The sequence below is a fragment of the Pseudoalteromonas sp. NSLLW24 genome (genome assembly GCF_015864725.1).
Lineage (GTDB): Bacteria > Pseudomonadota > Gammaproteobacteria > Enterobacterales > Alteromonadaceae > Pseudoalteromonas > Pseudoalteromonas arctica.
Genome location: NZ_JADYWQ010000031.1, coordinates 1 through 21205, shown reverse-complemented (window position 1 = coordinate 21205; position 21205 = coordinate 1). Strand labels below are relative to the sequence as shown.

The window sequence follows — 21205 nt, the reverse complement described above, 5'->3', positions numbered from 1 at the left end:
TATATATGACAGCAAACCTGTCCCTGCTATCGTTGAATGACACCTTGCAATACTGGAGGAGACCATATATGAACTCTAGATAATAAATCTATCTCAAGTAGCGTTCAGGTTAATTAATAGATAGCCTAGTTAAACTGGGTTATCTATGTCTATAAATGTCACATCAAAGCCATGCTCTTGAGCAAGTAACTCACCCAGAGCTTTTACACCATAGCGCTCTGTTGCATGATGCCCTGCGGCAAAAAAATCAATGTTTTGCTCACGAGAACTATGAATTGTTTGCTCCGATGCCTCACCCGTTAAATAAGCATCAATGCCTTGCTCTGCAGCTAAATCAATATACCCTTGCCCACCACCAGTACACAGTGCAATGGTTTCAATTTTAGCTGAACGTACTAAACTTGTGAGTGGGGTTCGATTTAGCACTTTTGCAATTTTATCGGCAAAATCTTCACCACTTAATGGTGTTTTTAAACGCCCTTTCATTGCTACGCTATTTGAAGTTGGCTCTAGCCCTGTTTCAATTTCAATATCCAATAACTTTGCTAGTTGCGCGTTATTGCCAACTGCTGGATGAATATCGAGTGGTAAGTGATAGCCAAATAAATTAATATCGTGTGCTAATAACGCACCTATACGACGCTTTTTCATTCCCGTTATTGGTTGGGATTCCCCTTTCCAAAAAAATCCATGGTGAACTAAAATAGCATCTGCTTGTTGCTCAATGGCAGCATCTATTAATGCTTGACTTGCGGTTACACCCGTCACAATTTTTTTAATTTCGTTTTTACCTTCAACTTGTAAGCCATTTGGGCAAAAATCTTTAATTAATTGAGGTTTTAAAATGTCATTTAGGAGTTGGTTAAATTCTCTACGTTGCATATAACTTACCTTACTTAGCACTGAATTTTGTGCAAATTTTGGCGTTTATAGCTCTAAAATGGAAGGAAAATCGCAAAAAATTGAAAAACTGTTTTAAAATAGGTATAAATACCTCTTCTTTATCTGTGTTCACAACGTATAGGGTCTCTGATGAGCAAACTAGACAAAACAGAAGTGTTATCTGCCTTTGAAGCAGCGTACGAAACTGCCAATGGTAAAAAACCTGAAATCACAACTAAACCTGGTTGGTACAGCATTGATGGCGGTAAAAATTTACGCCTAGCTGACGTAGCAGAGCTTACTAAAAAGTTAAACTCTGGTAAAACAACTAAAACGAAAAAACCAAAAGCAGCTGCGCCTGTTAAAGCACAGAAAAAAGCGCCATTCACTGTTGTTACCGAAAACGAAGAAGGTTACACAGCGGAAGAACTTTGGATTGTAATTTTAGCTCGTAAAGATCATGACTGTCGCTTACCGCGCGGTGTTGTTTAATCAACATTTATGATTTTTAAAAGAAACCGCGTTAAGCGGTTTTTTTATGTGCGTTATTTGCTAAAAAATATCTAAAAATTATATTAATTATCGTCTTCCAACCTTAATTGCACCATTTAATCAAAAAAATAGAGCCTTATAAGTTGAGTAAGACTAAAAAAAGCGGCTATGTAGCCGCTTTCAAAAGATCAAAATAAATTATAACTTTTCGAAGTAAAGTGGTTCGCGCTCTTTTTTACCCACTTCACTCATTGTCTCTGCATTGAATAATCGACCATTGATCATGGTGTAATCTACTTTATCCGAATCTCGAATATTTTTAAGCGGATCGCCATCTATAACCATTAAATCTGCCAGTTTGCCCACTTCAAGGGAGCCTACGTTTTTATCAAGCCCTAAATACTTAGCCGGATCGAGTGTTGAAGCACGTATAGCCTCAAGCGGTGTCATTCCGCCTTGTGCAAACATCCACATCTCCCAGTGTGCACCTAAGCCTTCACGCTGACCGTGAGCACCTAAGTTAACTAATACACCTAGGTCTTGTAGCTCAGCAGCAACGCGTGCGTTATTAAAGTGATTATAGTGATGATCGGGCGCTTTAACTCGGCGCATAGAGCGTGGTAATAATTGATTTTTTGGCACAAATTTACTTAAACGTGGATGATTCCATACATCAGTTTTATCGTACCAGTAGTTCTCACCCCAAATGCCACCATAAGCCACTACAAGTGTTGGTGTATAGCCAACATCACTTTGCGACCATAACTGCTTTATATCGTCGTATATGTTCTCTACAGGGATTGAATGCTCGATACCTGTGTGTCCATCTACAATCATACTTAAGTTATGTTGTAATAATGAGCCACCTTCAGGGACAACCATCATTTCAAGTTCACGACCTGCTTCAATAACTTGTTGGCGCTGCTCACGACGTGGTTGGTTATACGACTTAACACTAAATGCACCTACTTTTTTAAGGCGCTCTAAATGAAATTTAGCATCGTCTAACGAGTCAATATGCGAAGTATAACCTGGCATATTTGCGCCATATAAAATAGTACCGGTTGAGAAAATACGCGGGCCAACAATCATGCCTGCCTTTTGCATTTCGCTTGCGGTAAATATTTCAGAGGTATCGTTTGATGGATCGTGAATTGTAGTAACACCTAGCGCTAAACCTGCAAAGTTTTTCCAGTTTTGCTGAGGTATAATTTCGTCACTTGCTTGCGAGCCATGTGCATGAGCATCAACAATACCAGGCATAATAGTTTTACCTGTTACATCAATAACCTCAGCACCTTTAGGAATACTTATATCGCTGGCTGTACCAATTGCTTTAATATGCTTGCCATCAGTGATAATTACGCCATTTTCAATAACCTTTTCGCCGTCCATAGTTATAATTTTTGCACCAGTGAGCGCAATCATACCTTTAGGCTCTGCCATTTTTTTACTGAAACCGATATTATCGCCACTTTTCACTTTAAAGTCGGCATCTTCGGCTTTGTTAATAGCAAACATCCCCTCAAGGCTTGCATGATAAAGCTCAGGCCCTAATGTCCAATAAAGCGTGTTGCTCTTAGCGCTCCAACTAATGTTTTCACCAGCACGTACCGATAACTGCTCTATTGGAAATTGACTGTCTTTAGGCCCAATATTAATTGTTTTACCACTTTGAACAAACGGCGTTACAAATACTTTAAATCGCTCAGCAAAAGCCAGATATTGCCCATCTGGTGATACTCTAAATTCAGTCGCATGCTCTGACTCGTACAGTTTGCGAACTTTTTTACTTTCAAGCTCAACTACACTTAGCGTTGGTTTTGGCCAAGGACTCATTATAAAAACGCGATCGTTTGCATCTCCAAATTGTGGTTGATAACCACTTTTTGAAATAAGCTCACTTTTACCGCCTTTTGCGCTTACGCTATATATACCAGGATTAAGTGACCACTTAGGGTTTAAAATACTGCCGCCAGTGGCTTTTCGATAAACAACCGTTTTACCATCTGGACTAAACGCAGGCTCTACGTACTTTCCAGGCTCTTTAGTAATTGTATCGCCACGACCACTGCGCGCAGACACAACCCTTACAGACCCTTGTTTGTTGTCATCCCATGTGGTGTAAACTATTTTTTTACCATCGCGAGAGTACTGTGGAAATAATTCGTAATGATCAGTTTGCTTTGTTAAACGCTTAATTTTACCTGACTCTAAATCACGTTTATAAATATGCCCAAGCGCTTCAAAAATTGCCGTTTCGCCATCTGGGCTTACTTGCACATTACGCAGCATTTTTACATCAAATTCATCAGTATCTAAGTTTTGTGTAAAGCGCACTGCTTTTTGAATTTTTTTAGTGGTTTGCACTTTAAAAGGAATGGTTTTTACAGATTTGTCTGCAACATCTAGCTTGTGAATTGTACCACCAGCCCAAAATACTAACTCTTCGTTATCGGGTGTCCATGCAATGGTTGGGTATACACCATGAATAGCCCATGTTTCTTGCATATCTCGCTCAAGCTTATCGTAAAGCTTAGTGTGCTCACCGCTAGTTAAGTCATATAAATAAAGGCTTGTTTGAAAATCATCGCGCTTTATATACGCCAGTTTTTTACCATCTGGTGATGGTGTAGGCCTAATAGCACCGCCCATCGTATCGATTACAGTTTCAATTTCACCCGTTTCGCGGTCGTAACGTTTAATTTTATAAATGCCCGCTACAGAATCCTTTGAGTAATGAAAGGTTTTACCGGGTGTTGCATCATGCGAAAAGTATACATAACGACCATTAGGTGAAAACATTGGCTCACCTAAATCTTTTTGATCGTTCTCGCGTTTTGTAAGCTGTACGCCCTTGCCACCCGCTTTGTGATACAACCACACTTCACCTGCTCCCAATGAGCGGCTAGCTGTAAAGTGTTTACGCGCAACTAAGTAGTCGCCATCAGGACTCCATGCAGGACTATTTAGTAATCTAAAGGTTTCATCGGTAACAGCGTGTTGATTTTCACCATTTAAGTCCATTATCCAAATGTTATCGCCACCACCTTGATCGGAGGTAAACGCAATACTTTTGCCGTTAGGACTAAAGCGTGGTTGCATTTGCCATGCAATATCAGAGGTGAGCTTTGTGGCTGTACCACCACTCATTGGCATAGTATAAATATCGCCAAGTAAGTCAAACACCACGGTTTTACCATCAGGGCTAATATCTATATTCATCCATGTGCCCTGCTCAACGCTAATTGCAGCGTCAACAAACTGCCCCTTAGGTGAATCTACTTGCCATTTTTGTTCGTCTTTTTCAGCGGCATTTACCTGCCCTATCGCTAATGACACCGACAGCGCCAATACTGTATGAAGCATTTTTTTCATGCGTTTCTCGCTTGTTATTGTTGCAGTAAAAACTATTTCACATGATTGCAACAAAAACAAACGCAACTTGCCAGCGTTATATGATAAAGCGCGGTTTATGTAGGTTTAATGCCAAACGATAGGGTCAAATTGATAGTAATTAACTAGCATACTGTAAATTTCAGGATCGTATCGGCGAAGCTCTGCGGGTTTTTCGAGGAAGGTTTCGGTGAGTACAGCAAAAAACTCAGCTTCGTTAGTCGCACCATAGCTGTGAATAACATGCGGCATGCTATAGGCAACATGGCTTTTTAACTGGGTGAAAGCACGGCTAAATACTCGGCCCCACTCTTTGTAATCTGCTGAGCTTTTTAAAATGGGTGTGCCCGTTGTTTTACCTGTTTCTTGATCGAGTTGATGCGCAAACTCATGAAATACCAAGTTATGTCCATCGCTTGGTAAACGATTACCCTCAAGTACATCATGCCAGCTTAAAACGAGCGTGCCGCCAGGCCATGACTCGCCTAGTCTTACTGTATTATGGTAACTCACAAGTCCTGCACTATCGCGAGTTGATTGCGGAGCATAATAAGCACTTGGATATAATAAAATTTCTTTTACATTTCTATATAACGGCCACGGTTTATTAAGTACTAATACACACGCATCGGCGGCAACAATTAACTTCATTGCAGACGTTAGCCTTAAGCCATCACAACCGACAAAGCGTTTTTCGTTTAAAAACCACGTAATATGTCGCTCTAATTTTTCTCTGTCGGCGTCGGTCATTTTTTTATAGATGGGCATGCAACGCAGTAAAATATCTTTTTGCTGCGAATTTAAAGCAAAGTCTTTATATTTACTGCGCCATAATCGGTTTTGAATTGATGGCCAACGCCAGAAAATCACCACAAAAAGAATTAAAACAACAATTAACAGTCCATTTATCATGGGGATTTCCTGAGCTAAGGTATGGTATATAAATATGTCCAGCACACGTGTTTTTCAAGCATACAAGATTATGTATTTGAATATAAAGTAATTCACATCGCATTGCTTATAGATTACTTATAGATTACTTATAAATTGTTTACTGCTTTGCACTGCCGTTACTGATGTGTTTAGAGTTAATTTTTGCAAAAGGTATCAAATGTACCCTGCAATGTGCTTATAAATTTCGCTACGTGCAAACCATCCATTAATGAATGGTGTACATCGATAGCTAAAGGCATTGTGCCTGTGTGTTTATCAAACTGACCAAATACAAATTTAGGAATGCCTAAACTCTGCCCTTCACTAAATGCATGCGAAAACGCACTAAAATTCAGCCACGGCAAAACAGATATATGAATTAAATCAGCCTGCCCTTCTGTTTGAGCAAATGCATCAGAAAATAACGGCTGTAATTTCGCTTTTTTGCTTACGCCACTTGCATGATTTGCAAACTCTTTAAACTCGCCTGTGCTGTTAAAATAACTAAAAACAAACGTATCGTTTTCAGACAACTCAACCACACTTGCGCGAACACTATTAAGTAACCATGGTTGATTATCTATTATACGTAGCATTATTGAATCGTACTCATGGCAAGCTTTTAAGGTGCAATATACATACGCTTGAAAAAAAGAAAATTGATTGGTTTTGCAATAGTCGTAAAGTGCTTGAGCATCTAAACGCACACACACATTAAAATAAGGCTGAGAAAAGTGTTTAAATAATTCAAAGTGTTGCTTTCTAGGCCAATTATCTAAATCGATAGGCTGCATGAGAGAAGTTGAAGGAGTCATAATTTGCCGCACAAAATTAAAAATAAAGTGTACCGCTGTTCAGTAACAATTGCATCAGGGTCTGTTGATCTTTCAAGGTTAAATCCGCAAAGATCAACACCCCTTAACTTACAGATAAACAAAAGGTGTGCAATTGCACACCCTTATATAAATTAGAACTTAGATCACAGACCGTTTTTAATGATCTCTTGCGCTAATTCGTCAGCAATTAAATGCGTTGATTTTTGCTCTTTTTCGCTACGGGCAAAGATTTCAGTTAACGTATTAAAAATACCTTCAACATGTTTATTAGACGCTGCTGCACTGTAACCTTCTGGCGCTGTTTCGTAATAAACATTAATAATACCACCAGCGTTAATTACGTAATCTGGTGCATATAAAATGCCTTTTTCACGAATAACTTCACCGTGGCGAGACTCTGCCAGCTGATTATTAGCACAGCCTGCAATAATAGTCGCTTTTAAACGCGGTATCGTTAAATCGTTAATAGTTGCACCTAATGCACACGGTGCATAAACATCAACATCTAAGTCGTAAATTTCATCAATGCCAACCGCAGTCGCGCCAAAATCATTAACTACGCGATCAATTGCAACTTGGTTAATATCTGTTACAAACAACTCAGCGCCCGCATCAGCTAAATGCTTACATAAACCATAAGCAACAGCACCTAAACCTTGAACAGCCACTTTTACGCCTGCAAAATTTTGATGACCACGTTGATGCTGTAGCGCTGCTTTAATTCCTAAAAACGTACCGTATGCTGTAAATGGCGATGGGTTACCACTTTTACCTTCAAGGCCCAGTACGTAATTAGTTTCTTTATTCATAATAGCTACATCAGCACATGTGATGTTTACATCTTCTGCTGAGTAATAATTGCCATTTAATCGCTCTAATTGGCGGCCAAATGCACGAAATAACTGCTCAGATTTAATTTCTTTCGCATTACCTATAATTACAGATTTACCGCCACCAAATGGTAAGCGCGCAACTGCATTTTTATAAGTCATGCCTTTTGATAAACGTAGCACGTCGTAAACAGCATCTTCGTCGTTCGCATAATCCCACATTCTACATCCGCCAACAGCAGGACCTAGGTTGGTATTATGTACAGCAATAATTGCTTTTAAACCCGATTCTTCATCAGAACAAAAAACCACTTGTTCATGGTTATCAAATTCAACTCGATTAAACACAGCCACTTAAAATACTCCGAAATAGTTAACCCGTGAGAGGGTATGCGCGCTGGAAATTGCCGAGACTTTATCACTTCATATTCGAGTTCGCTATACTCGCAGAAGATAAAACCAATGAAAACATCAAGCTTAAATTAAATAACCGGATTAAAACTATTGTATAGATAAAAAATTCACAAAATCGTCATTTGTAAGTTTTAAAAACTATAAATAGAACAACCACACCAACTTACGTTTACGTGAACGTAACAAAGCGATTGCGTGTAAAGTTTAATATACAAGTGCTGCTTGCCCGCCACGTATTGCTGCCTATAGGTTTCCAGTAAAAAGTGAGCTTTTTCGCAAACTGGTCAGAGCTGTAAGCTTGATAATGACTCTATTTAAAAAACAAAAAAGCGAGCACTAGGCTCGCTTTTTAAAAACATAACGTACGTTATTTTAGCTTGCTATCAAGCTCTTCAATTTTAGCTTTCCAGATTGCAGGGCCTTGTGTGTGCGCATTAGCACCTTCACTGTCTACTGCAACGGTCACTGGCATATCTTCTACTTCAAATTCATAAATAGCTTCCATACCTAAATCTTCAAAAGCAACTACGCGTGCTTTTTTAATCGCTTTAGATACTAAGTAAGCTGCGCCGCCTACAGCCATTAAATAAACAGATTTATGCTCTTTAATAGACTCAACAGTTGCAGGTCCACGTTCAGCTTTACCAATCATGCCTACAATGCCTGTTTTTTCTAGCATCATATCGGTAAATTTATCCATACGAGTTGCAGTTGTAGGGCCTGCAGGACCAACTGCTTCATCACGTACCGCGTCTACTGGTCCAACGTAATAAATAAATTTATTATCGAAGTCTACGCCTTTTGGTAAACCTTCACCTGAATTGATCATATCTTGCAGACGTTTATGCGCTGCATCACGACCTGTTAAAATAGTGCCCGAAAGTAAAACAGTTTCACCCATTTTCCATTCTTGAACATCTTTTTTAGTCAGTGTATTTAAGTCAACGCGACGTGTGCCTTCGCCCACTTCAAATGTTACTTGTGGCCAATCTTCTAGCTTAGGTGCTTTTAAATTAGCAGGGCCAGAACCGTCAAGTGTAAAATGTACATGGCGAGTTGCCGCACAGTTAGGGATCATTACTACAGGTTTTGAAGCTGCATGCGTTGGTGCTGTTTTAATTTTAACATCAACAACCGTTGTTAAACCGCCTAAGCCTTGTGCGCCAATACCTAATTTATTAGCACGGTCAAAAATTTCTAAACGTAGCTTTTCTTCAGTCGTTTCTGCGCCGCGCTCCATTAGTTCATGGATATCAACCGGGTCCATTAACGACTCTTTAGCCATTACTGCCGCTTTTTCAGCCGTACCACCAATACCTATTCCTAGCATGCCTGGCGGACACCAACCAGCACCCATTGTTGGTAGTGTTTTTTCTACCCATTCAGCAACATCATCTGACGGGTTTAACATAACCATTTTACTTTTGTTTTCAGAGCCGCCGCCTTTAGCCGCAACCATTACTTCTACTTTACCACCCGCTACTAAATCAATATGCACAACCGAAGGCGTATTATCTTTCGTGTTTTTACGCGTGCCAGCAGGGTCTGCAACAATAGATGCACGTAAAGGGTTATCTGGATTCAAATATGCACGACGAGTACCTTCATCAACCATTTGTTGAACGGTTAAATCTGTTTTATCCCACTTAACATCCATACCTACTTTAACAAAACAGGTAATAATACCGGTATCTTGGCAAAGTGGACGCTTGCCTTCAGCCGACATGCGTGAGTTAATTAAAATTTGTGCAATGGCGTCTTTAGCCGCTTTACTTTGTTCTTTGTTGTAAGCTTTTTCGAGAGCTTGAACAAAATCAAGTGGGTGATAGAACGAAATATATTGCAATGCATCTTCAATGCTATCAATAAAGTCTTGCTGACAAATTGTACTCATAGTGGTTCCTTAAGTTACCGTTACGCGTTGTCGCGTAATCTAAATCAAACCGGTGACGGTGGTTTGCACTGTTTTTTACAGCTTAGTGCTGCCAAAAAATTTGACTTATGATACCCTCCCAGCCCGTTTCGAGCCAGTTCTTAAAGGGGCAGTAAATGCTAAACAATAAAAAAAATTGTATTAAATTAGGCATAACACAAAACTGCATTGACGTTTTTGCGCATTTTTCACATTTGCCTTATGCAATTCTATTAGATTCTGCAAATAGTAATCATATAAACAGCCGTTTTAATATTATTGCCATTGAGCCGCAAAGTACCCTTGAAGTAAAAAATAATAAAAGCTTTTTAAATAATATAGAAAGTAGTGATAACTGCTTTGAAATTATGAATAATGAGCTTTCGCATCTTGATAAAACAAAAGCCGGTTACGATTTACCCTTTAACGGCGGCTGGCTTGGCTACTTTGGCTACGACCTAGGCCGTACAATTGAAAACATCCCCACTCGTGCTATCGAAGATATTAGTCTTCCCCAAATGGCTATTGGCCTTTACTTAGATGCCCTTATTTACGACAAGCAGCAACAAAGCTGGTTTTATGTATCGCAGCCAAACACCGATCGATTAGCGCTTTATGAGCAATACTTAAATACACACCCTAACTCCCAAGTTAGTACGCAGTCCTTTGCCCTAAACAGCGACTGGCAATCAAATATGAGCGAAACGGAATACGCTGCAAAGTTTGCCCAAATTGAGGAGTATTTAAAAAGTGGCGATTGTTACCAAATTAATTTAGCGCAGCGCTTTAACGCTCAGTTTGAAGGCTCCCCTTGGGCAGCTTATATTAAACTGCGTGAGGCAAATAAAGCGCCGTTTTCAAGCTTTATAAATCACCCTCAAGGGGCTATTTTATCAATTTCCCCTGAGCGCTTTATATCTGTAAATAATAACGTTGTAGAAACCAAGCCAATTAAAGGCACACTGCCGCGAAAAGCAGATGCACTAGAGGATCAACGCCAAGCGCAAATACTCGCAGCATCAGCTAAAGATCGCGCTGAAAATGTAATGATTGTTGATTTACTGCGTAACGACTTAGGCAAAGTAGCAAAACCAGGCAGCGTTCACGTCCCTTCCCTTTTTGCTATTGAAAGCTTTCCGGCAGTCCATCATTTAGTAAGCACGGTCACCTCAGAACTTGATGAAGGTAAAACAGCGGTCGATCAGCTAAAAGCGGCTTTCCCGGGTGGCTCAATCACCGGTGCACCAAAAATTAGAGCGATGGAAATAATTGAAGAGCTAGAACCACATCGCCGCAGCATTTATTGTGGCTCAATTGGTTATTTAAGTGCGTGTGGAAATATGGATACGAGTATCACTATTCGCACCTTGGTGTGCCACAAAGCGCAAATTTACTGCTGGGCAGGTGGTGGAATAGTCGCTGATTCTAAAGTCGAATTGGAATATCAAGAAACTTACGATAAAGTAAATAAAATCCTCCCTTTATTAAAACAGTAGGTCGTTTTGAATAGTGAACACATTATGGCGCGGTTTCTGTTAAGCCCTACAGCTGCGCCAAATCAGTTAAAAGACACACGTAAAAAACGCGCTAGCGCTGTTATGCTGCCAATTATTGATATAGATAACCATGCACATATTTTACTGTGTAAACGCCCTACTTATTTACACCATCACCCTGGGGAGATTTGTTTGCCCGGAGGCAAGTTTGAAGTAAGCGACATTACCCTTCGCACCACAGCCCTTCGCGAACTAAAAGAAGAGCTAAATATTGCCCAAAGCAACGTTAATGTATTAGGTCACTTACCTGAGTATTCAACCTTAACGGGTTTTAGTATTAGCCCCTATGTAGGTTTACTCAAAAAAGACACCACCTGGGAAAATGACTATAATGAAGTACAGGCGAGCTTTTTGCTCTCTGTCACTGAGTTAAATAACGAAGCTAACTGGCAACCCTTACCTTTTCAACGATTTGGGAAAACGGTTATTTTGCAAGGTTTTAAAACGCCGCATGGTTTACTTTGGGGTGCGACTGCAAGCATTATAAAAAACTTTACAAAACAACTCGCCTTACCAGTTTAAATCTTCGTTATTAGTAGTTACACAATCACAATTCCACGTTATCATGCTCGACCGTTCAAAGAGCAGCTTCGTGCTGATAAAACAAAGTAGAGACACACACATTATGATCAGTGCATTTGATATGTTTAGCATTGGTATTGGCCCTTCGTCATCACACACCGTTGGCCCAATGCGCGCATCACGCTTATTTGTTAATGACCTACAAGAACAACAATTATTAGCAAATGTGACCGATATTAAAGTAGAGCTTTATGGCTCTCTTGGTCAAACAGGTGTTGGCCATGGCTCGGGTAAAGCCGTAATTCTTGGTTTAGCCGGTTACGATCCTGAAACAATTGATGCCGATTTAGTCGACGACATTTTAGCAACCATCGAAAAAGATCAGGTTATTTATCTAAACAAAACACACAAAGCCAAATTCCCAAAACAAGGTGCTATTGTTTTCCATCGTCGTAAAACACTGCCTAAGCATTCTAATGCAATGGAAATTATCGCCTCAAACAACGGCGAAAAAGTTTACAGCAAAGTATATTACTCTATTGGCGGTGGCTTCATTGTTACCGACGAAGAGTTTGAAAACGAAAAACAGGCGGCCCTCGATATTAGAGAAGAAAATCCAGCCCCTTTCCCATTTGGTAGCGCAAAAGAACTACTAGAGATGTGTAAAGAGTCTGGGTTTAGTGTTTCTACCTTGATGATGAAAAACGAAAAAACACTGCGCACTGAAGACGAAGTAAAAGACACATTGTTCCATATTTGGAAAGTAATGATGGCTTGTATTGACCGTGGTATGCGCACCGAAGGTATTTTACCTGGCGGCTTAAAAGTAAAACGCCGTGCGCCCAGCTTATACTTAAAACTAAATATAGAGGTCAGTAACGACCCGCTTCGTGCAATGGACTGGGTTGATTTATTTGCCCTTGCCGTAAACGAAGAAAACGCTGCAGGTGGCCGTGTAGTTACCGCACCAACTAATGGTGCTGCGGGTATTTTACCGGCTGTGCTTATGTACTATCACACATTTGTGAAAGAAGTAGACCGCGATATAGCCACGCGTTATTTATTAACCGCTGCTGCTATTGGTATTTTATATAAAAAGAATGCCTCTATATCGGGTGCCGAAGTAGGTTGCCAAGGTGAAGTCGGCGTTGCGTGCTCTATGGCTGCAGGCGCATTAACAGAAATTGTTGGTGGCAATGTTGTGCAAGTAGAAAACGCAGCAGAAATTGGTATGGAACATAATTTAGGCCTAACGTGCGACCCTGTTGGTGGCTTAGTACAAGTACCGTGTATCGAACGTAATGCAATGGGCGCTATTAAAGCAATTAACGCTTCACGTTTAGCTATACGTGGCAGTGGCGAGCAAAAGGTATCGCTTGATAAAGTGATTAAAACCATGCTTGAAACTGGTAACGATATGAAAACTAAATATAAAGAAACCGCTCGCGGTGGATTGGCTGTTAATATTATCGAATGTTAATCAGCTCGCTATAAAAAGAAAAAGCCGCCTATTTTTAAAATAGGCGGCTTTTTTATTATTCGTTTAATGTAGTGACATTATTTAACGGGTAACTCTATATCTGCAAATAACTTATCTACGTCATCTTGGTTACGTAATAAGCTTGCTCGCTCTACTCGCTCTTTAGTTAAGTGCGGTGCAAAACGTTCGATAAAATCATACATATAAGTACGCAAAAAGCTGCCCTTTCTAAAACCAATTTTGGTCGTACTAGCTTCAAATAAGTGGCTTGCATCAATACACACTAAATCGGTATCGCTCACTTGATCTATCGCCATTGAAGCAACAACACCAACTCCTAAACCCAGTCGTACGTATGTTTTTATAACATCAGCATCGGTTGCGGTAAATACAATGTGTGGTTCAAGCCCGTGTGCGCTAAACGCTTTATCTAACTCTGAGCGGCCCGTAAAACCAAATACATATGTAATGAGTGGATATTGAGCAATATCAGCAACGGTTAAACTATTTGCCTTTTTAGCCAACGGATGGTCTTTAGCGACAACAATACTGCGATTCCAATGGTAGCAAGGCAGCATAACTAAATCTGAATACAAATGCAGTGCTTCTGTTGCAATAGCAAAATCGGCATCACCGCGTGCTGCAGCATCCGATATTTGCTGTGGAGTACCTTGGTGCATATGAAGCGATACCGCAGGGTATTTTTTCATAAACCCTTGAATTACGTTAGGCAAAGCATAACGAGCTTGGGTATGTGTTGTAGCAATATTTAGCTTACCTTGATCAGGTAGCGTATGCTCATTAGCAACGGCTTTAATACCTTCTACCTTAGAGAGTATTTCACGAGAAATATTAATAATATCTTCGCCGGCACCGGTTACATGCGTTAAATGCTTACCACTGCGACCAAAAATTTGCACACCCAACTCATCTTCTAACATGCGTACTTGTTTAGAAATTCCTGGCTGCGAGGTAAATAAACTCTCAGCAGTCGCTGAAACATTTAATTTATGATTTTGTACTTCTACGATGTATCTGAGTTGTTGTAATTTCATGGCTGCAAATTTTAACGTTATTATTCATATTATTTATAAAGGCAATACCGCTTAAAACCAAGTGTTATTTACGTAAAATAGCACTTTAGGTCTTTAGGTGTGCAATTATCTGATTAGAGCTCAAGGCTAGCATAATAAATATGCTTCAGGTAGCGATGATTATTCAGCTTTAGTTTATAAGCCCTTAGGCTTACTGCAGTTTATAAAGAGCTCAACCTATCAATTTTTTGGTATATTTTTTAAGTTAATCGGCGCAAAGCTACCCTGTTAACGTATATTTAATGTAAGATTAAATAATTAGGTTATATATCCGAGAATTACACCATGATCGTTTCTATTATAATAGTGCTTATAGTTGCATTGATTGTGATTGCACTTTGGGTAAGTGCTGTACAACAACACAAAGAAAAACAAGAGGCAGAACGCCGTAAAGAGCTTACAAAACAAAAAGCTATAATAGAAGAAACAGAAGAAGCACTAATGAATAGTGCTAACATCCCCCTTTCTGAAAATCTAATTCGTACATTACAGCGCCGTATTTACGAAGCCTTAAATACAATGGTTACTAACTCGCAAACATCTAAAGCACTTAAAAGCCGCTTAAGTGAAGCAAAAACGCACTTATCTAATCCAGTTCAAGATAATAGCAGTGAAGCTTTAACGCTACCGAGTAATGACAAACAACTTGTAGGCCTAATTCAGGGCATTAAAAAATTACGCTCAATTTTACGCTCTGAACACAGCAAAGGTCGTATTGATAGCCAAGTTTTTGTTTTAGAAGATAAACGTCTCGAAAAACTACAACTGCGTATTAATATTGAAAGCCAAATAAAACGTGGCTTGTCTGCCCGCTCAGCCAGTATGGTTGGCTCTGCAAGACAGTACTTTGAAAAAGCGCAGGCAACACTCAGCGCAGTTACCTACTCTGATGAATATGTAACAACAAAACGGCTAGAAGTTGAGGGTTACTTAGAGGCAATTAGTGTTGAACTGAGAGCTTCTAATGCAAGCGCACTTAAAAAGAAAACAGAAGAAGAGCAAGACGACTTAGATATACTGTTTGCTCCTAAAAAGAAATGGTAGTGCTTTTATAAAAGCATTAAAAAAGCCTGCACAAATTAAAATTTGTGCAGGCTTTTTTGTATTTTTTGTTAGCTATTAAGACAAAAATGCAAACTTGAAAACAAACAAGGCTGTTAATATCCAAACACTAATACTGACTTGATCTTGCTTACCGCACAAGACTTTAACCGCCGTATAAGATATAAAACCAAGTGCAATACCGTGCGCAATCGAAAACGTTAATGGTGTCATTAGTAATACCACAGTAACAGGAATTGCATCGGTCATATCATCCCAGTTTACAAACTTTAAATTTTGCAGCATCAGAACAGCTACATATAAAATAGCGCCTGCCGTAGCATAAGCCGGTACCATTTGTGCAAGCGGTGCAAAAAACATCATTAGTAAAAAGCAAATGCCTACAACTACAGCTGTTAAGCCAGTACGTCCGCCAACAGATACACCAGCAACCGATTCTATATACGATGTGGTCGTAGACGTACCTAGCATCGCACCTGCAATTGTTGCTGAGCTGTCAGCACTTAATGCGCGCCCTAAACGAGGCATGTTACCTTTTTCATCAGCTAAACCTGCTTTTTGAGTTACCGCAACTAATGTACCCGAAGTATCAAAAAGATCGACAAACAAGAAAGCAAAAATAACACTCATCATTGATATATCAAAAGCGGCTGCAAAATCTAGCTGCATAAAAGTAGGCATTATTGATGGTGGCATAGCCATAACACCGTGATATTCAACAAGCCCCAAACTTAAAGCAATGCCAGTCACTAATAAAATACTAATAAGCACGCCACTTTTAAAATCGCGGTATAAAAGCGCTGCAATTACAAAAAAACTTAATATAGCCAATAACGGTCCTGGAGAAGTAATGTCGCCCAACTGTACTAATGTTGCCGGGCTTGAGACAATAATGCCTGCATTTTTAAGGGCAATTAATGCTAAAAAAGCACCTATACCCGTTGCGATTGCTCGCTTGAGCACCAGAGGTATGGCATTAATAATCCACTCTCTGACTTTAAATAAGCTTAAAAACAAAAATATACAACCGGACATAAATACAGCCCCTAACGCGGCTTGCCAGGTATAACCCATTCCTAATACGACACCATACGTAAAAAAGGCATTTAGTCCCATACCAGGCGCTAATGCTAATGGATAGTTAGCCCATAAACCCATTATAAAACAGCCTATCGCAGCTGCTATACATGTCGCTACAAATGCAGCCCCTTGATCCATCCCAGCCTCTGCGAGCATAGCCGGGTTTACAAATACAATGTATACCATAGTTATAAAGGTAGTTAGGCCAGCAACGCATTCGCGTTTAACTGTTGAATTATTTTCGCTCAGTTTAAATAAGGCTTCGAACATAATAAACTTGTGATAGTAAAAAGTGGCGAGATTTTAACATAAAAATTATCTTTTACAGGACATTTTACCTTGCTATATACTAAACTGTTAGAGTAGTTAAAATAATAAATGAACCAATATGCTTAAAACAACACCTTGTGAGCAAGACTTAGAGCAACAGCTAGATAATATTTTAGGTTTTGTTACTCAACCCGAAAATACCTCTGTGCCCGTTGATAATAAAAAAGATGAGCAAAGTACGTTAAATAAAGCCCTATATTATTTAAAAAATAATCAAGCTCCATTGGCTGCAAAATGGATGCGACTTGCTGCAATGGCGGGAAACCACAGAGCACAGTTTTATTTAGGTTTATTCTTTGTGAAAGGTGAAGGCGTGCCACAAAGTGTATTTCATGCTGTAGCTTGGTTAAGCTTAGCAAGTAGCCAAGGGTACGCCCCTGCCACTGCAGCGGTTACAGATATACGCAAACATATCGAAACTAAGCGATTTAAAGATGCTCAATGTTATGCGGCAAGTTTGTACGAACAAATCCACCAACTCCAGTTTTCTCATATGATCCCTCGCACGAGTGAAAACACATAAGCTAGCTATAGCAGAAGTACTGTATGCAGTGTAAAAAAATACTGTATATGGTTATAAAGATAATCCTATACAGTATAAAACCCCAAAATGAAGACACTGCTCAAAAATTTATTTTTAGAATACCTTCTCAAAAATAATTCCATAACAATCTGATTAATAAAGAATTATAAATTCAAAAAATAAAAACAATGATCAAAAGCTGAATAACTGTACAAATAAATAGCATAAAAGGCTTGCACGAAAGCACTGTATAAACTACTGTATATGAATACTGTATAAAAACCCAGTGAGTGAAATTATGTTACAGCCTATTACCGTAAGAACAGTTAAAAGTTACCAACAAGATGAGCAAAGCGATTGCGTGAATTTGATTCAAATTGAAGATGAAATTTCAGCGACCTTTGAGCTTTTAAAAGTATTACACCAATACAATAGCTCTAATGCATGGACGTTACTAATTGCTCCAGATCACGTACCTAGCAAAGCTTTACTTGACTCATGCTCTATTGATACAAGTAAATTACTTGTTATTAGACAAAAGCACCTAGTAAATTTAGAGTATGTATTAAATTCTGCATTACATAACGGAAACTTTGCAGCGGTAATTACCTGGACCGATATAGTTAATAACCAACTACTTACGAATCTATCGTTCGATTTAAGTAAAACGAATACAAAACTATACTGTTTTACTAAAAAGTCTCAAACAACAGAGATATCACTCGCCCAATAAGCTTGTTAAACTAATGTTTTAGACTTTGTATTATTATTATGACTTCACTCAATACCACATTATGTTTTTGCAGCAGTGGGCACAATTATGCCGATTGCTGCGAGCCGCTTCACTTATCTGTTAAGCAAGCTGATTCTCCTGAACAACTTATGCGCTCACGATTCAGTGCTTATGTTATTAAAAATGCAGAATATGTTTATCAAACCTACGCAAAAGAAAAACAAGCTGAAAATCCGGTTAAAGAAATCAATGATTTTGCTAACAGCTGTCGATTTATAAATCTTGATGTAATTGGGTCAAGCCATGATGGCGATACCGGTACTGTAGAATTTAAAGCCCAATATTTTTATCAAAACTTATTTTGTGAGCTTCACGAAAAATCGCAGTTTATTAAAGAAAACACTCAATGGCGTTATTTAGATGGCACTATATATCCTGTTGAAGATATTAAAGTGGGCAGAAATGATGACTGCCCATGTGGTAGCAATAAAAAGTACAAAAAATGTCATAGCGTGTAATAAATAATCTTATTTAATATTTATCACCTACAAGGTGTTTTTAAGTGGCAAAGTGATTTATTAGCTAGCTAAACTTAAAAACACACTTGGTTACGACCTTGCATTTTGGACTCATACATTTTTTCATCTGCGATCTGCAAGGTGTTTTTGTTATTTACGTACGGTTGTAGGGTTGCACCGCCAATACTAATAGTCACAAAGTCATATTCTGAATATCTGTGTAATATTCCTAAATCGACCACATTTTGTTTAATTTTATCAGCAACACAAATCGCACCTTCAGTGCTTGTATGCGGTAGAACAACTACAAACTCTTCGCCGCCGTAACGCGCAACAAAATCGGTTGGCCTTTGCAAACTATTAGTAATAGTTTGTGCAACAAGGTTTAAAACCGTATCGCCTTGCACATGACCATAAAGATCGTTGTATTGCTTAAAGTAGTCTATATCGATGAGTAATAGTGCATAGTCGACTTTTTCTCGTAAGGCGCTTCGTTCCATTTTAGAAAAATGCGCATCAAAATAACGACGATTGAATACCTTTGTTAAATCATCTAGAAATACTTTTTGATTGAGTAAGTCATGTTGCAGTTTCATCGTAATATGGGCGCGCACTCTTCTATATAAAGTTTCCGAGTTAGTTGGTTTCTTTATAAAATCTACAGCCCCTGCTTCCCAGCACTCTTCTTCTTGATTTTCAGATGAGGTTACAAAAATAACGGGGATATCTTGTGTTTCAGATATATTTTTTAATTTTAGACATGTTTCAATACCACTCATTCCTTCCATATTAATATCGAGTAGTATTATATCTGGCGGATTATGTTTACAAATTTCAATCGCATCCTCACCACAGCTCGTTGTTGTTACACTAAAATGCTCTGATAATATTTTTTTTAATACAATTAAGCTTAATAGCTGATCGTCAACGACAAGTACCTTAGAGCTCTTTAAGCTTAATTTCAATTGGTGGTCAGAGTAATTTATCGGCATGGTACAACTGTTTTGTTTTTTTAATTAAACACACCCTATATCACTACATTTTGTTATGCAAATGTTAATAAATTAAAATTCTACTTATTAGTTACTAATAAAAATGATTTATGGTGAATCTTTAATGCATAAAAACAAAAAATGAGCCACTTGGGCTCATTTTAAAACTTCGAACACTTAATTAAATTAAGTGTTATTCGTCATCATCTAAATCTAACTGTTGACGTTGAGCAGGTCGAGCTAAAATCTCTACATAGAAAGAGGTCAAACCTTGCTTTTCAATTTCGCCAATTTGGTTACTTAATTCAGCAACGTGCACAACTTGCGCATCTTCAGCTGTGTTACCAAACTTACAGTCAAATGCCCAATAGTCAGCATCTTCAGGTAGCGTTTTATTACGCTCTCTTTTCAAATATTTTTTCACTTCGTGCTTTGCAGCATCAACCATACGAGGGTATTTGATTTTCTCGTGATTTAGCGTGAATGTTTTCTTCATTACGTTCCTAATTACCTTGGTTTAATGATAATGGCATTTCATGTCATACCATTTGACGCCATTATAGCAATTGCATTTAATTTTTGGATGCTTTTTTTTCATTAAATCAATTATTAGCAAATATATAAAGCAGACCCGTTATAAAGCATATATTAACTGGTGATTATTACAATCATATATCACACCGCAATGAGCTGAAGTGGTTGATGTAATGCATCATTATTAAGGCTGTCGTAAAAAGCAGCTGCATCTATAGGGGGATTAGCTAGTTGGGTTTGTTCGCTTTTAATTCTTCTTCTGACGGCAAGCTCACAGTTATCTATTATATTAAGTGGAATATGCTTGTCATCATTTCTAATCGCAAGTGGTTCAGGGCTTAAGCATTGTCTTAACTTAATACTTGTCATACCACAGCGCGCTCCTTCTTGAGATATTAATGATGCATTAAATTGTCCAACCAACATATTATATTCATCAGGAGCTAAAAGTTGCTTTGGACCTGCGCCAAATTGCTTTCTTAACGCCTCTTCTTCTATAACTAAATTATCTATTTCAGTTTTTGGTAAATGAAATTGACTAAAGTCGAGTGCGTCATGTGACAGCATCGCTAATAATAGTGCAAATTCGCCACGGCGATTTTCATGCACACTATTATTGAGTCTACTGTTTAACTGACTCTCTGTGATTAACAAATCATCTATTTGCATAGTCTTTAGCCGATTGTGGTAACTGATAGATATTTATCGGCTTTATTTCAATTTTCTTTAGCTTTTTTCTTTACTTAAATACGCAATTTGCTATTATCAGCGCCGTTGCATTGGAGGGGTTCCCGAGCGGCCAAAGGGATCAGACTGTAAATCTGACGGCTCAGCCTTCGCTGGTTCGAATCCAGCTCCCTCCACCACTTTTCTTACCGCTAAGTTAAGTGGGGCCAAATGCAATAAAATTAGTGTGGAGGGGTTCCCGAGCGGCCAAAGGGATCAGACTGTAAATCTGACGGCTCAGCCTTCGCTGGTTCGAATCCAGCTCCCTCCACCACTTCTCTACTATTCCTATATTCCTATATTCCTATATTCCTATATTCCTATATTCCTATATTCCTATATTCCTATATTCCTATATTC

The 21205-nt window shown here is 38.8% G+C and carries 19 protein-coding genes and 2 tRNA genes; 10 read left to right on the top strand and 11 right to left on the bottom strand.

The genetic code is table 11. The features are described 5' to 3' along the window. Nucleotides 1–129 precede the first annotated feature (129 nt). Nucleotides 130–882 (bottom strand): Nif3-like dinuclear metal center hexameric protein, encoded by a 753-nt coding sequence (locus I6E72_RS19410; RefSeq protein WP_024598325.1) that lies wholly within the window; start codon nucleotides 880–882, stop codon nucleotides 130–132. Nucleotides 883–1032: 150 nt separating this feature from the next. On the opposite strand from I6E72_RS19410, the gene I6E72_RS19405 reads away from it, so the two are divergent. After that, entirely contained in the window at nucleotides 1033–1374 is a 342-nt protein-coding gene (locus tag I6E72_RS19405; RefSeq protein ID WP_002961684.1) for a hypothetical protein, read from the top strand. A 198-nt stretch (nucleotides 1375–1572) separates the two neighbouring features. Here the strand turns inward: I6E72_RS19405 and I6E72_RS19400 are convergent, their stop codons facing one another. The 5 genes from I6E72_RS19400 to I6E72_RS19380 all read right to left on the bottom strand — a co-directional run bounded on the left by I6E72_RS19400 (nucleotide 1573) and on the right by I6E72_RS19380 (nucleotide 9677). Beyond that, the gene (locus I6E72_RS19400; protein WP_197113864.1) at nucleotides 1573–4752 is read right to left on the bottom strand and encodes an amidohydrolase family protein; all 3180 of its coding nucleotides are present in this window, start codon (nucleotides 4750–4752) and stop codon (nucleotides 1573–1575) included. A gap of 105 nt (nucleotides 4753–4857) precedes the next feature. Next, nucleotides 4858–5682: a M90 family metallopeptidase gene (locus I6E72_RS19395; RefSeq protein WP_002961680.1), complete on the bottom strand. Its 825-nt coding sequence runs from the start codon at nucleotides 5680–5682 to the stop codon at nucleotides 4858–4860. Nucleotides 5683–5858: 176 nt separating this feature from the next. Further along, nucleotides 5859–6497 carry a CatA-like O-acetyltransferase gene (locus I6E72_RS19390; RefSeq protein ID WP_024598322.1) on the bottom strand — a complete coding sequence of 213 codons (639 nt, stop codon included), beginning with the start codon at nucleotides 6495–6497 and terminating at the stop codon, nucleotides 5859–5861. Between the two features lie 185 nt (nucleotides 6498–6682). After that, a complete protein-coding gene (locus I6E72_RS19385) occupies nucleotides 6683–7723 on the bottom strand; it encodes a Leu/Phe/Val dehydrogenase (RefSeq protein ID WP_197113861.1) in 1041 nt (346 codons plus the stop codon). A 427-nt stretch (nucleotides 7724–8150) separates the two neighbouring features. Next, entirely contained in the window at nucleotides 8151–9677 is a 1527-nt protein-coding gene (locus tag I6E72_RS19380) for a fumarate hydratase (RefSeq protein ID WP_007583843.1), read from the bottom strand. Between the two features lie 155 nt (nucleotides 9678–9832). On the opposite strand from I6E72_RS19380, the gene pabB reads away from it, so the two are divergent. The 3 genes from pabB (at nucleotide 9833) to I6E72_RS19365 (ending at nucleotide 13253) form a co-directional block, all read left to right on the top strand. Continuing rightward, entirely contained in the window at nucleotides 9833–11191 is a 1359-nt protein-coding gene (pabB, locus tag I6E72_RS19375; protein ID WP_197113858.1) for an aminodeoxychorismate synthase component I, read from the top strand. A 6-nt stretch (nucleotides 11192–11197) separates the two neighbouring features. Further along, a complete protein-coding gene (locus I6E72_RS19370) occupies nucleotides 11198–11773 on the top strand; it encodes an NUDIX hydrolase (protein WP_033026841.1) in 576 nt (191 codons plus the stop codon). Between the two features lie 103 nt (nucleotides 11774–11876). Then, entirely contained in the window at nucleotides 11877–13253 is a 1377-nt protein-coding gene (locus tag I6E72_RS19365) for an L-serine ammonia-lyase (protein ID WP_010555091.1), read from the top strand. 77 nt (nucleotides 13254–13330) lie between these two features. Here the strand turns inward: I6E72_RS19365 and cysB are convergent, their stop codons facing one another. Beyond that, the gene (gene cysB / locus I6E72_RS19360) at nucleotides 13331–14308 is read right to left on the bottom strand and encodes an HTH-type transcriptional regulator CysB (RefSeq protein ID WP_002961670.1); all 978 of its coding nucleotides are present in this window, start codon (nucleotides 14306–14308) and stop codon (nucleotides 13331–13333) included. Nucleotides 14309–14632: 324 nt separating this feature from the next. On the opposite strand from cysB, the gene I6E72_RS19355 reads away from it, so the two are divergent. Next, nucleotides 14633–15391, top strand: coding sequence for a hypothetical protein (locus tag I6E72_RS19355; RefSeq protein WP_007583833.1), 759 nt, complete (start codon nucleotides 14633–14635; stop codon nucleotides 15389–15391). 75 nt (nucleotides 15392–15466) lie between these two features. On the opposite strand, the gene I6E72_RS19350 is transcribed toward I6E72_RS19355, so the two are convergent. Further along, entirely contained in the window at nucleotides 15467–16759 is a 1293-nt protein-coding gene (locus tag I6E72_RS19350) for an NCS2 family permease (RefSeq protein ID WP_010555089.1), read from the bottom strand. 118 nt (nucleotides 16760–16877) lie between these two features. Between I6E72_RS19350 and I6E72_RS19345 the strand changes: the two genes are divergently transcribed. The 3 genes from I6E72_RS19345 to I6E72_RS19335 all read left to right on the top strand — a co-directional run bounded on the left by I6E72_RS19345 (nucleotide 16878) and on the right by I6E72_RS19335 (nucleotide 18593). Next, nucleotides 16878–17342, top strand: coding sequence for a tetratricopeptide repeat protein (locus I6E72_RS19345; RefSeq protein WP_007583707.1), 465 nt, complete (start codon nucleotides 16878–16880; stop codon nucleotides 17340–17342). A 298-nt stretch (nucleotides 17343–17640) separates the two neighbouring features. After that, on the top strand, nucleotides 17641–18075 hold the full coding sequence (locus tag I6E72_RS19340) for a SulA-like leucine-rich domain-containing protein (protein WP_007583705.1): 435 nt from the start codon (nucleotides 17641–17643) through the stop codon (nucleotides 18073–18075). A 38-nt stretch (nucleotides 18076–18113) separates the two neighbouring features. Next, entirely contained in the window at nucleotides 18114–18593 is a 480-nt protein-coding gene (locus I6E72_RS19335) for a YchJ family protein (protein WP_010555087.1), read from the top strand. A gap of 74 nt (nucleotides 18594–18667) precedes the next feature. Here I6E72_RS19335 and I6E72_RS19330 read toward each other — a convergent pair whose 3' ends face one another. The 3 genes from I6E72_RS19330 to I6E72_RS19320 form a co-directional block, all read right to left on the bottom strand. After that, nucleotides 18668–19585: a GGDEF domain-containing response regulator gene (locus I6E72_RS19330; protein WP_024598317.1), complete on the bottom strand. Its 918-nt coding sequence runs from the start codon at nucleotides 19583–19585 to the stop codon at nucleotides 18668–18670. A gap of 193 nt (nucleotides 19586–19778) precedes the next feature. Next, nucleotides 19779–20081 (bottom strand): DUF6172 family protein, encoded by a 303-nt coding sequence (locus I6E72_RS19325; RefSeq protein ID WP_002961433.1) that lies wholly within the window; start codon nucleotides 20079–20081, stop codon nucleotides 19779–19781. Nucleotides 20082–20260: 179 nt separating this feature from the next. Then, a complete protein-coding gene (locus I6E72_RS19320) occupies nucleotides 20261–20788 on the bottom strand; it encodes a VC2046/SO_2500 family protein (RefSeq protein ID WP_010555085.1) in 528 nt (175 codons plus the stop codon). Nucleotides 20789–20900: 112 nt separating this feature from the next. Here I6E72_RS19320 and I6E72_RS19315 point away from each other — a divergent pair. Further along, nucleotides 20901–20985, top strand: a tRNA-Tyr gene (locus I6E72_RS19315). Between the two features lie 49 nt (nucleotides 20986–21034). Further along, nucleotides 21035–21119 (top strand) — tRNA-Tyr (locus I6E72_RS19310). The last annotated feature ends 86 nt before the right edge of the window (nucleotides 21120–21205 follow it).

Coding starts and splice junctions, on each gene's coding strand:
- I6E72_RS19345 (WP_007583707.1), top strand. CDS start 16,878: ATGCTTAAAACAACACCTTGTGAGCAAGACTTAGAGCAACAGCTAGAT.
- I6E72_RS19410 (WP_024598325.1), bottom strand. CDS start 882: ATGCAACGTAGAGAATTTAACCAACTCCTAAATGACATTTTAAAACCT.
- I6E72_RS19335 (WP_010555087.1), top strand. CDS start 18,114: ATGACTTCACTCAATACCACATTATGTTTTTGCAGCAGTGGGCACAAT.
- I6E72_RS19330 (WP_024598317.1), bottom strand. CDS start 19,585: ATGCCGATAAATTACTCTGACCACCAATTGAAATTAAGCTTAAAGAGC.
- pabB (WP_197113858.1), top strand. CDS start 9,833: ATGCTAAACAATAAAAAAAATTGTATTAAATTAGGCATAACACAAAAC.
- I6E72_RS19365 (WP_010555091.1), top strand. CDS start 11,877: ATGATCAGTGCATTTGATATGTTTAGCATTGGTATTGGCCCTTCGTCA.
- I6E72_RS19405 (WP_002961684.1), top strand. CDS start 1,033: ATGAGCAAACTAGACAAAACAGAAGTGTTATCTGCCTTTGAAGCAGCG.
- cysB (WP_002961670.1), bottom strand. CDS start 14,308: ATGAAATTACAACAACTCAGATACATCGTAGAAGTACAAAATCATAAA.
- I6E72_RS19395 (WP_002961680.1), bottom strand. CDS start 5,682: ATGATAAATGGACTGTTAATTGTTGTTTTAATTCTTTTTGTGGTGATT.
- I6E72_RS19350 (WP_010555089.1), bottom strand. CDS start 16,759: ATGTTCGAAGCCTTATTTAAACTGAGCGAAAATAATTCAACAGTTAAA.
- I6E72_RS19320 (WP_010555085.1), bottom strand. CDS start 20,788: ATGCAAATAGATGATTTGTTAATCACAGAGAGTCAGTTAAACAGTAGA.
- I6E72_RS19400 (WP_197113864.1), bottom strand. CDS start 4,752: ATGAAAAAAATGCTTCATACAGTATTGGCGCTGTCGGTGTCATTAGCG.
- I6E72_RS19340 (WP_007583705.1), top strand. CDS start 17,641: ATGTTACAGCCTATTACCGTAAGAACAGTTAAAAGTTACCAACAAGAT.
- I6E72_RS19355 (WP_007583833.1), top strand. CDS start 14,633: ATGATCGTTTCTATTATAATAGTGCTTATAGTTGCATTGATTGTGATT.
- I6E72_RS19325 (WP_002961433.1), bottom strand. CDS start 20,081: ATGAAGAAAACATTCACGCTAAATCACGAGAAAATCAAATACCCTCGT.
- I6E72_RS19380 (WP_007583843.1), bottom strand. CDS start 9,677: ATGAGTACAATTTGTCAGCAAGACTTTATTGATAGCATTGAAGATGCA.
- I6E72_RS19390 (WP_024598322.1), bottom strand. CDS start 6,497: ATGCAGCCTATCGATTTAGATAATTGGCCTAGAAAGCAACACTTTGAA.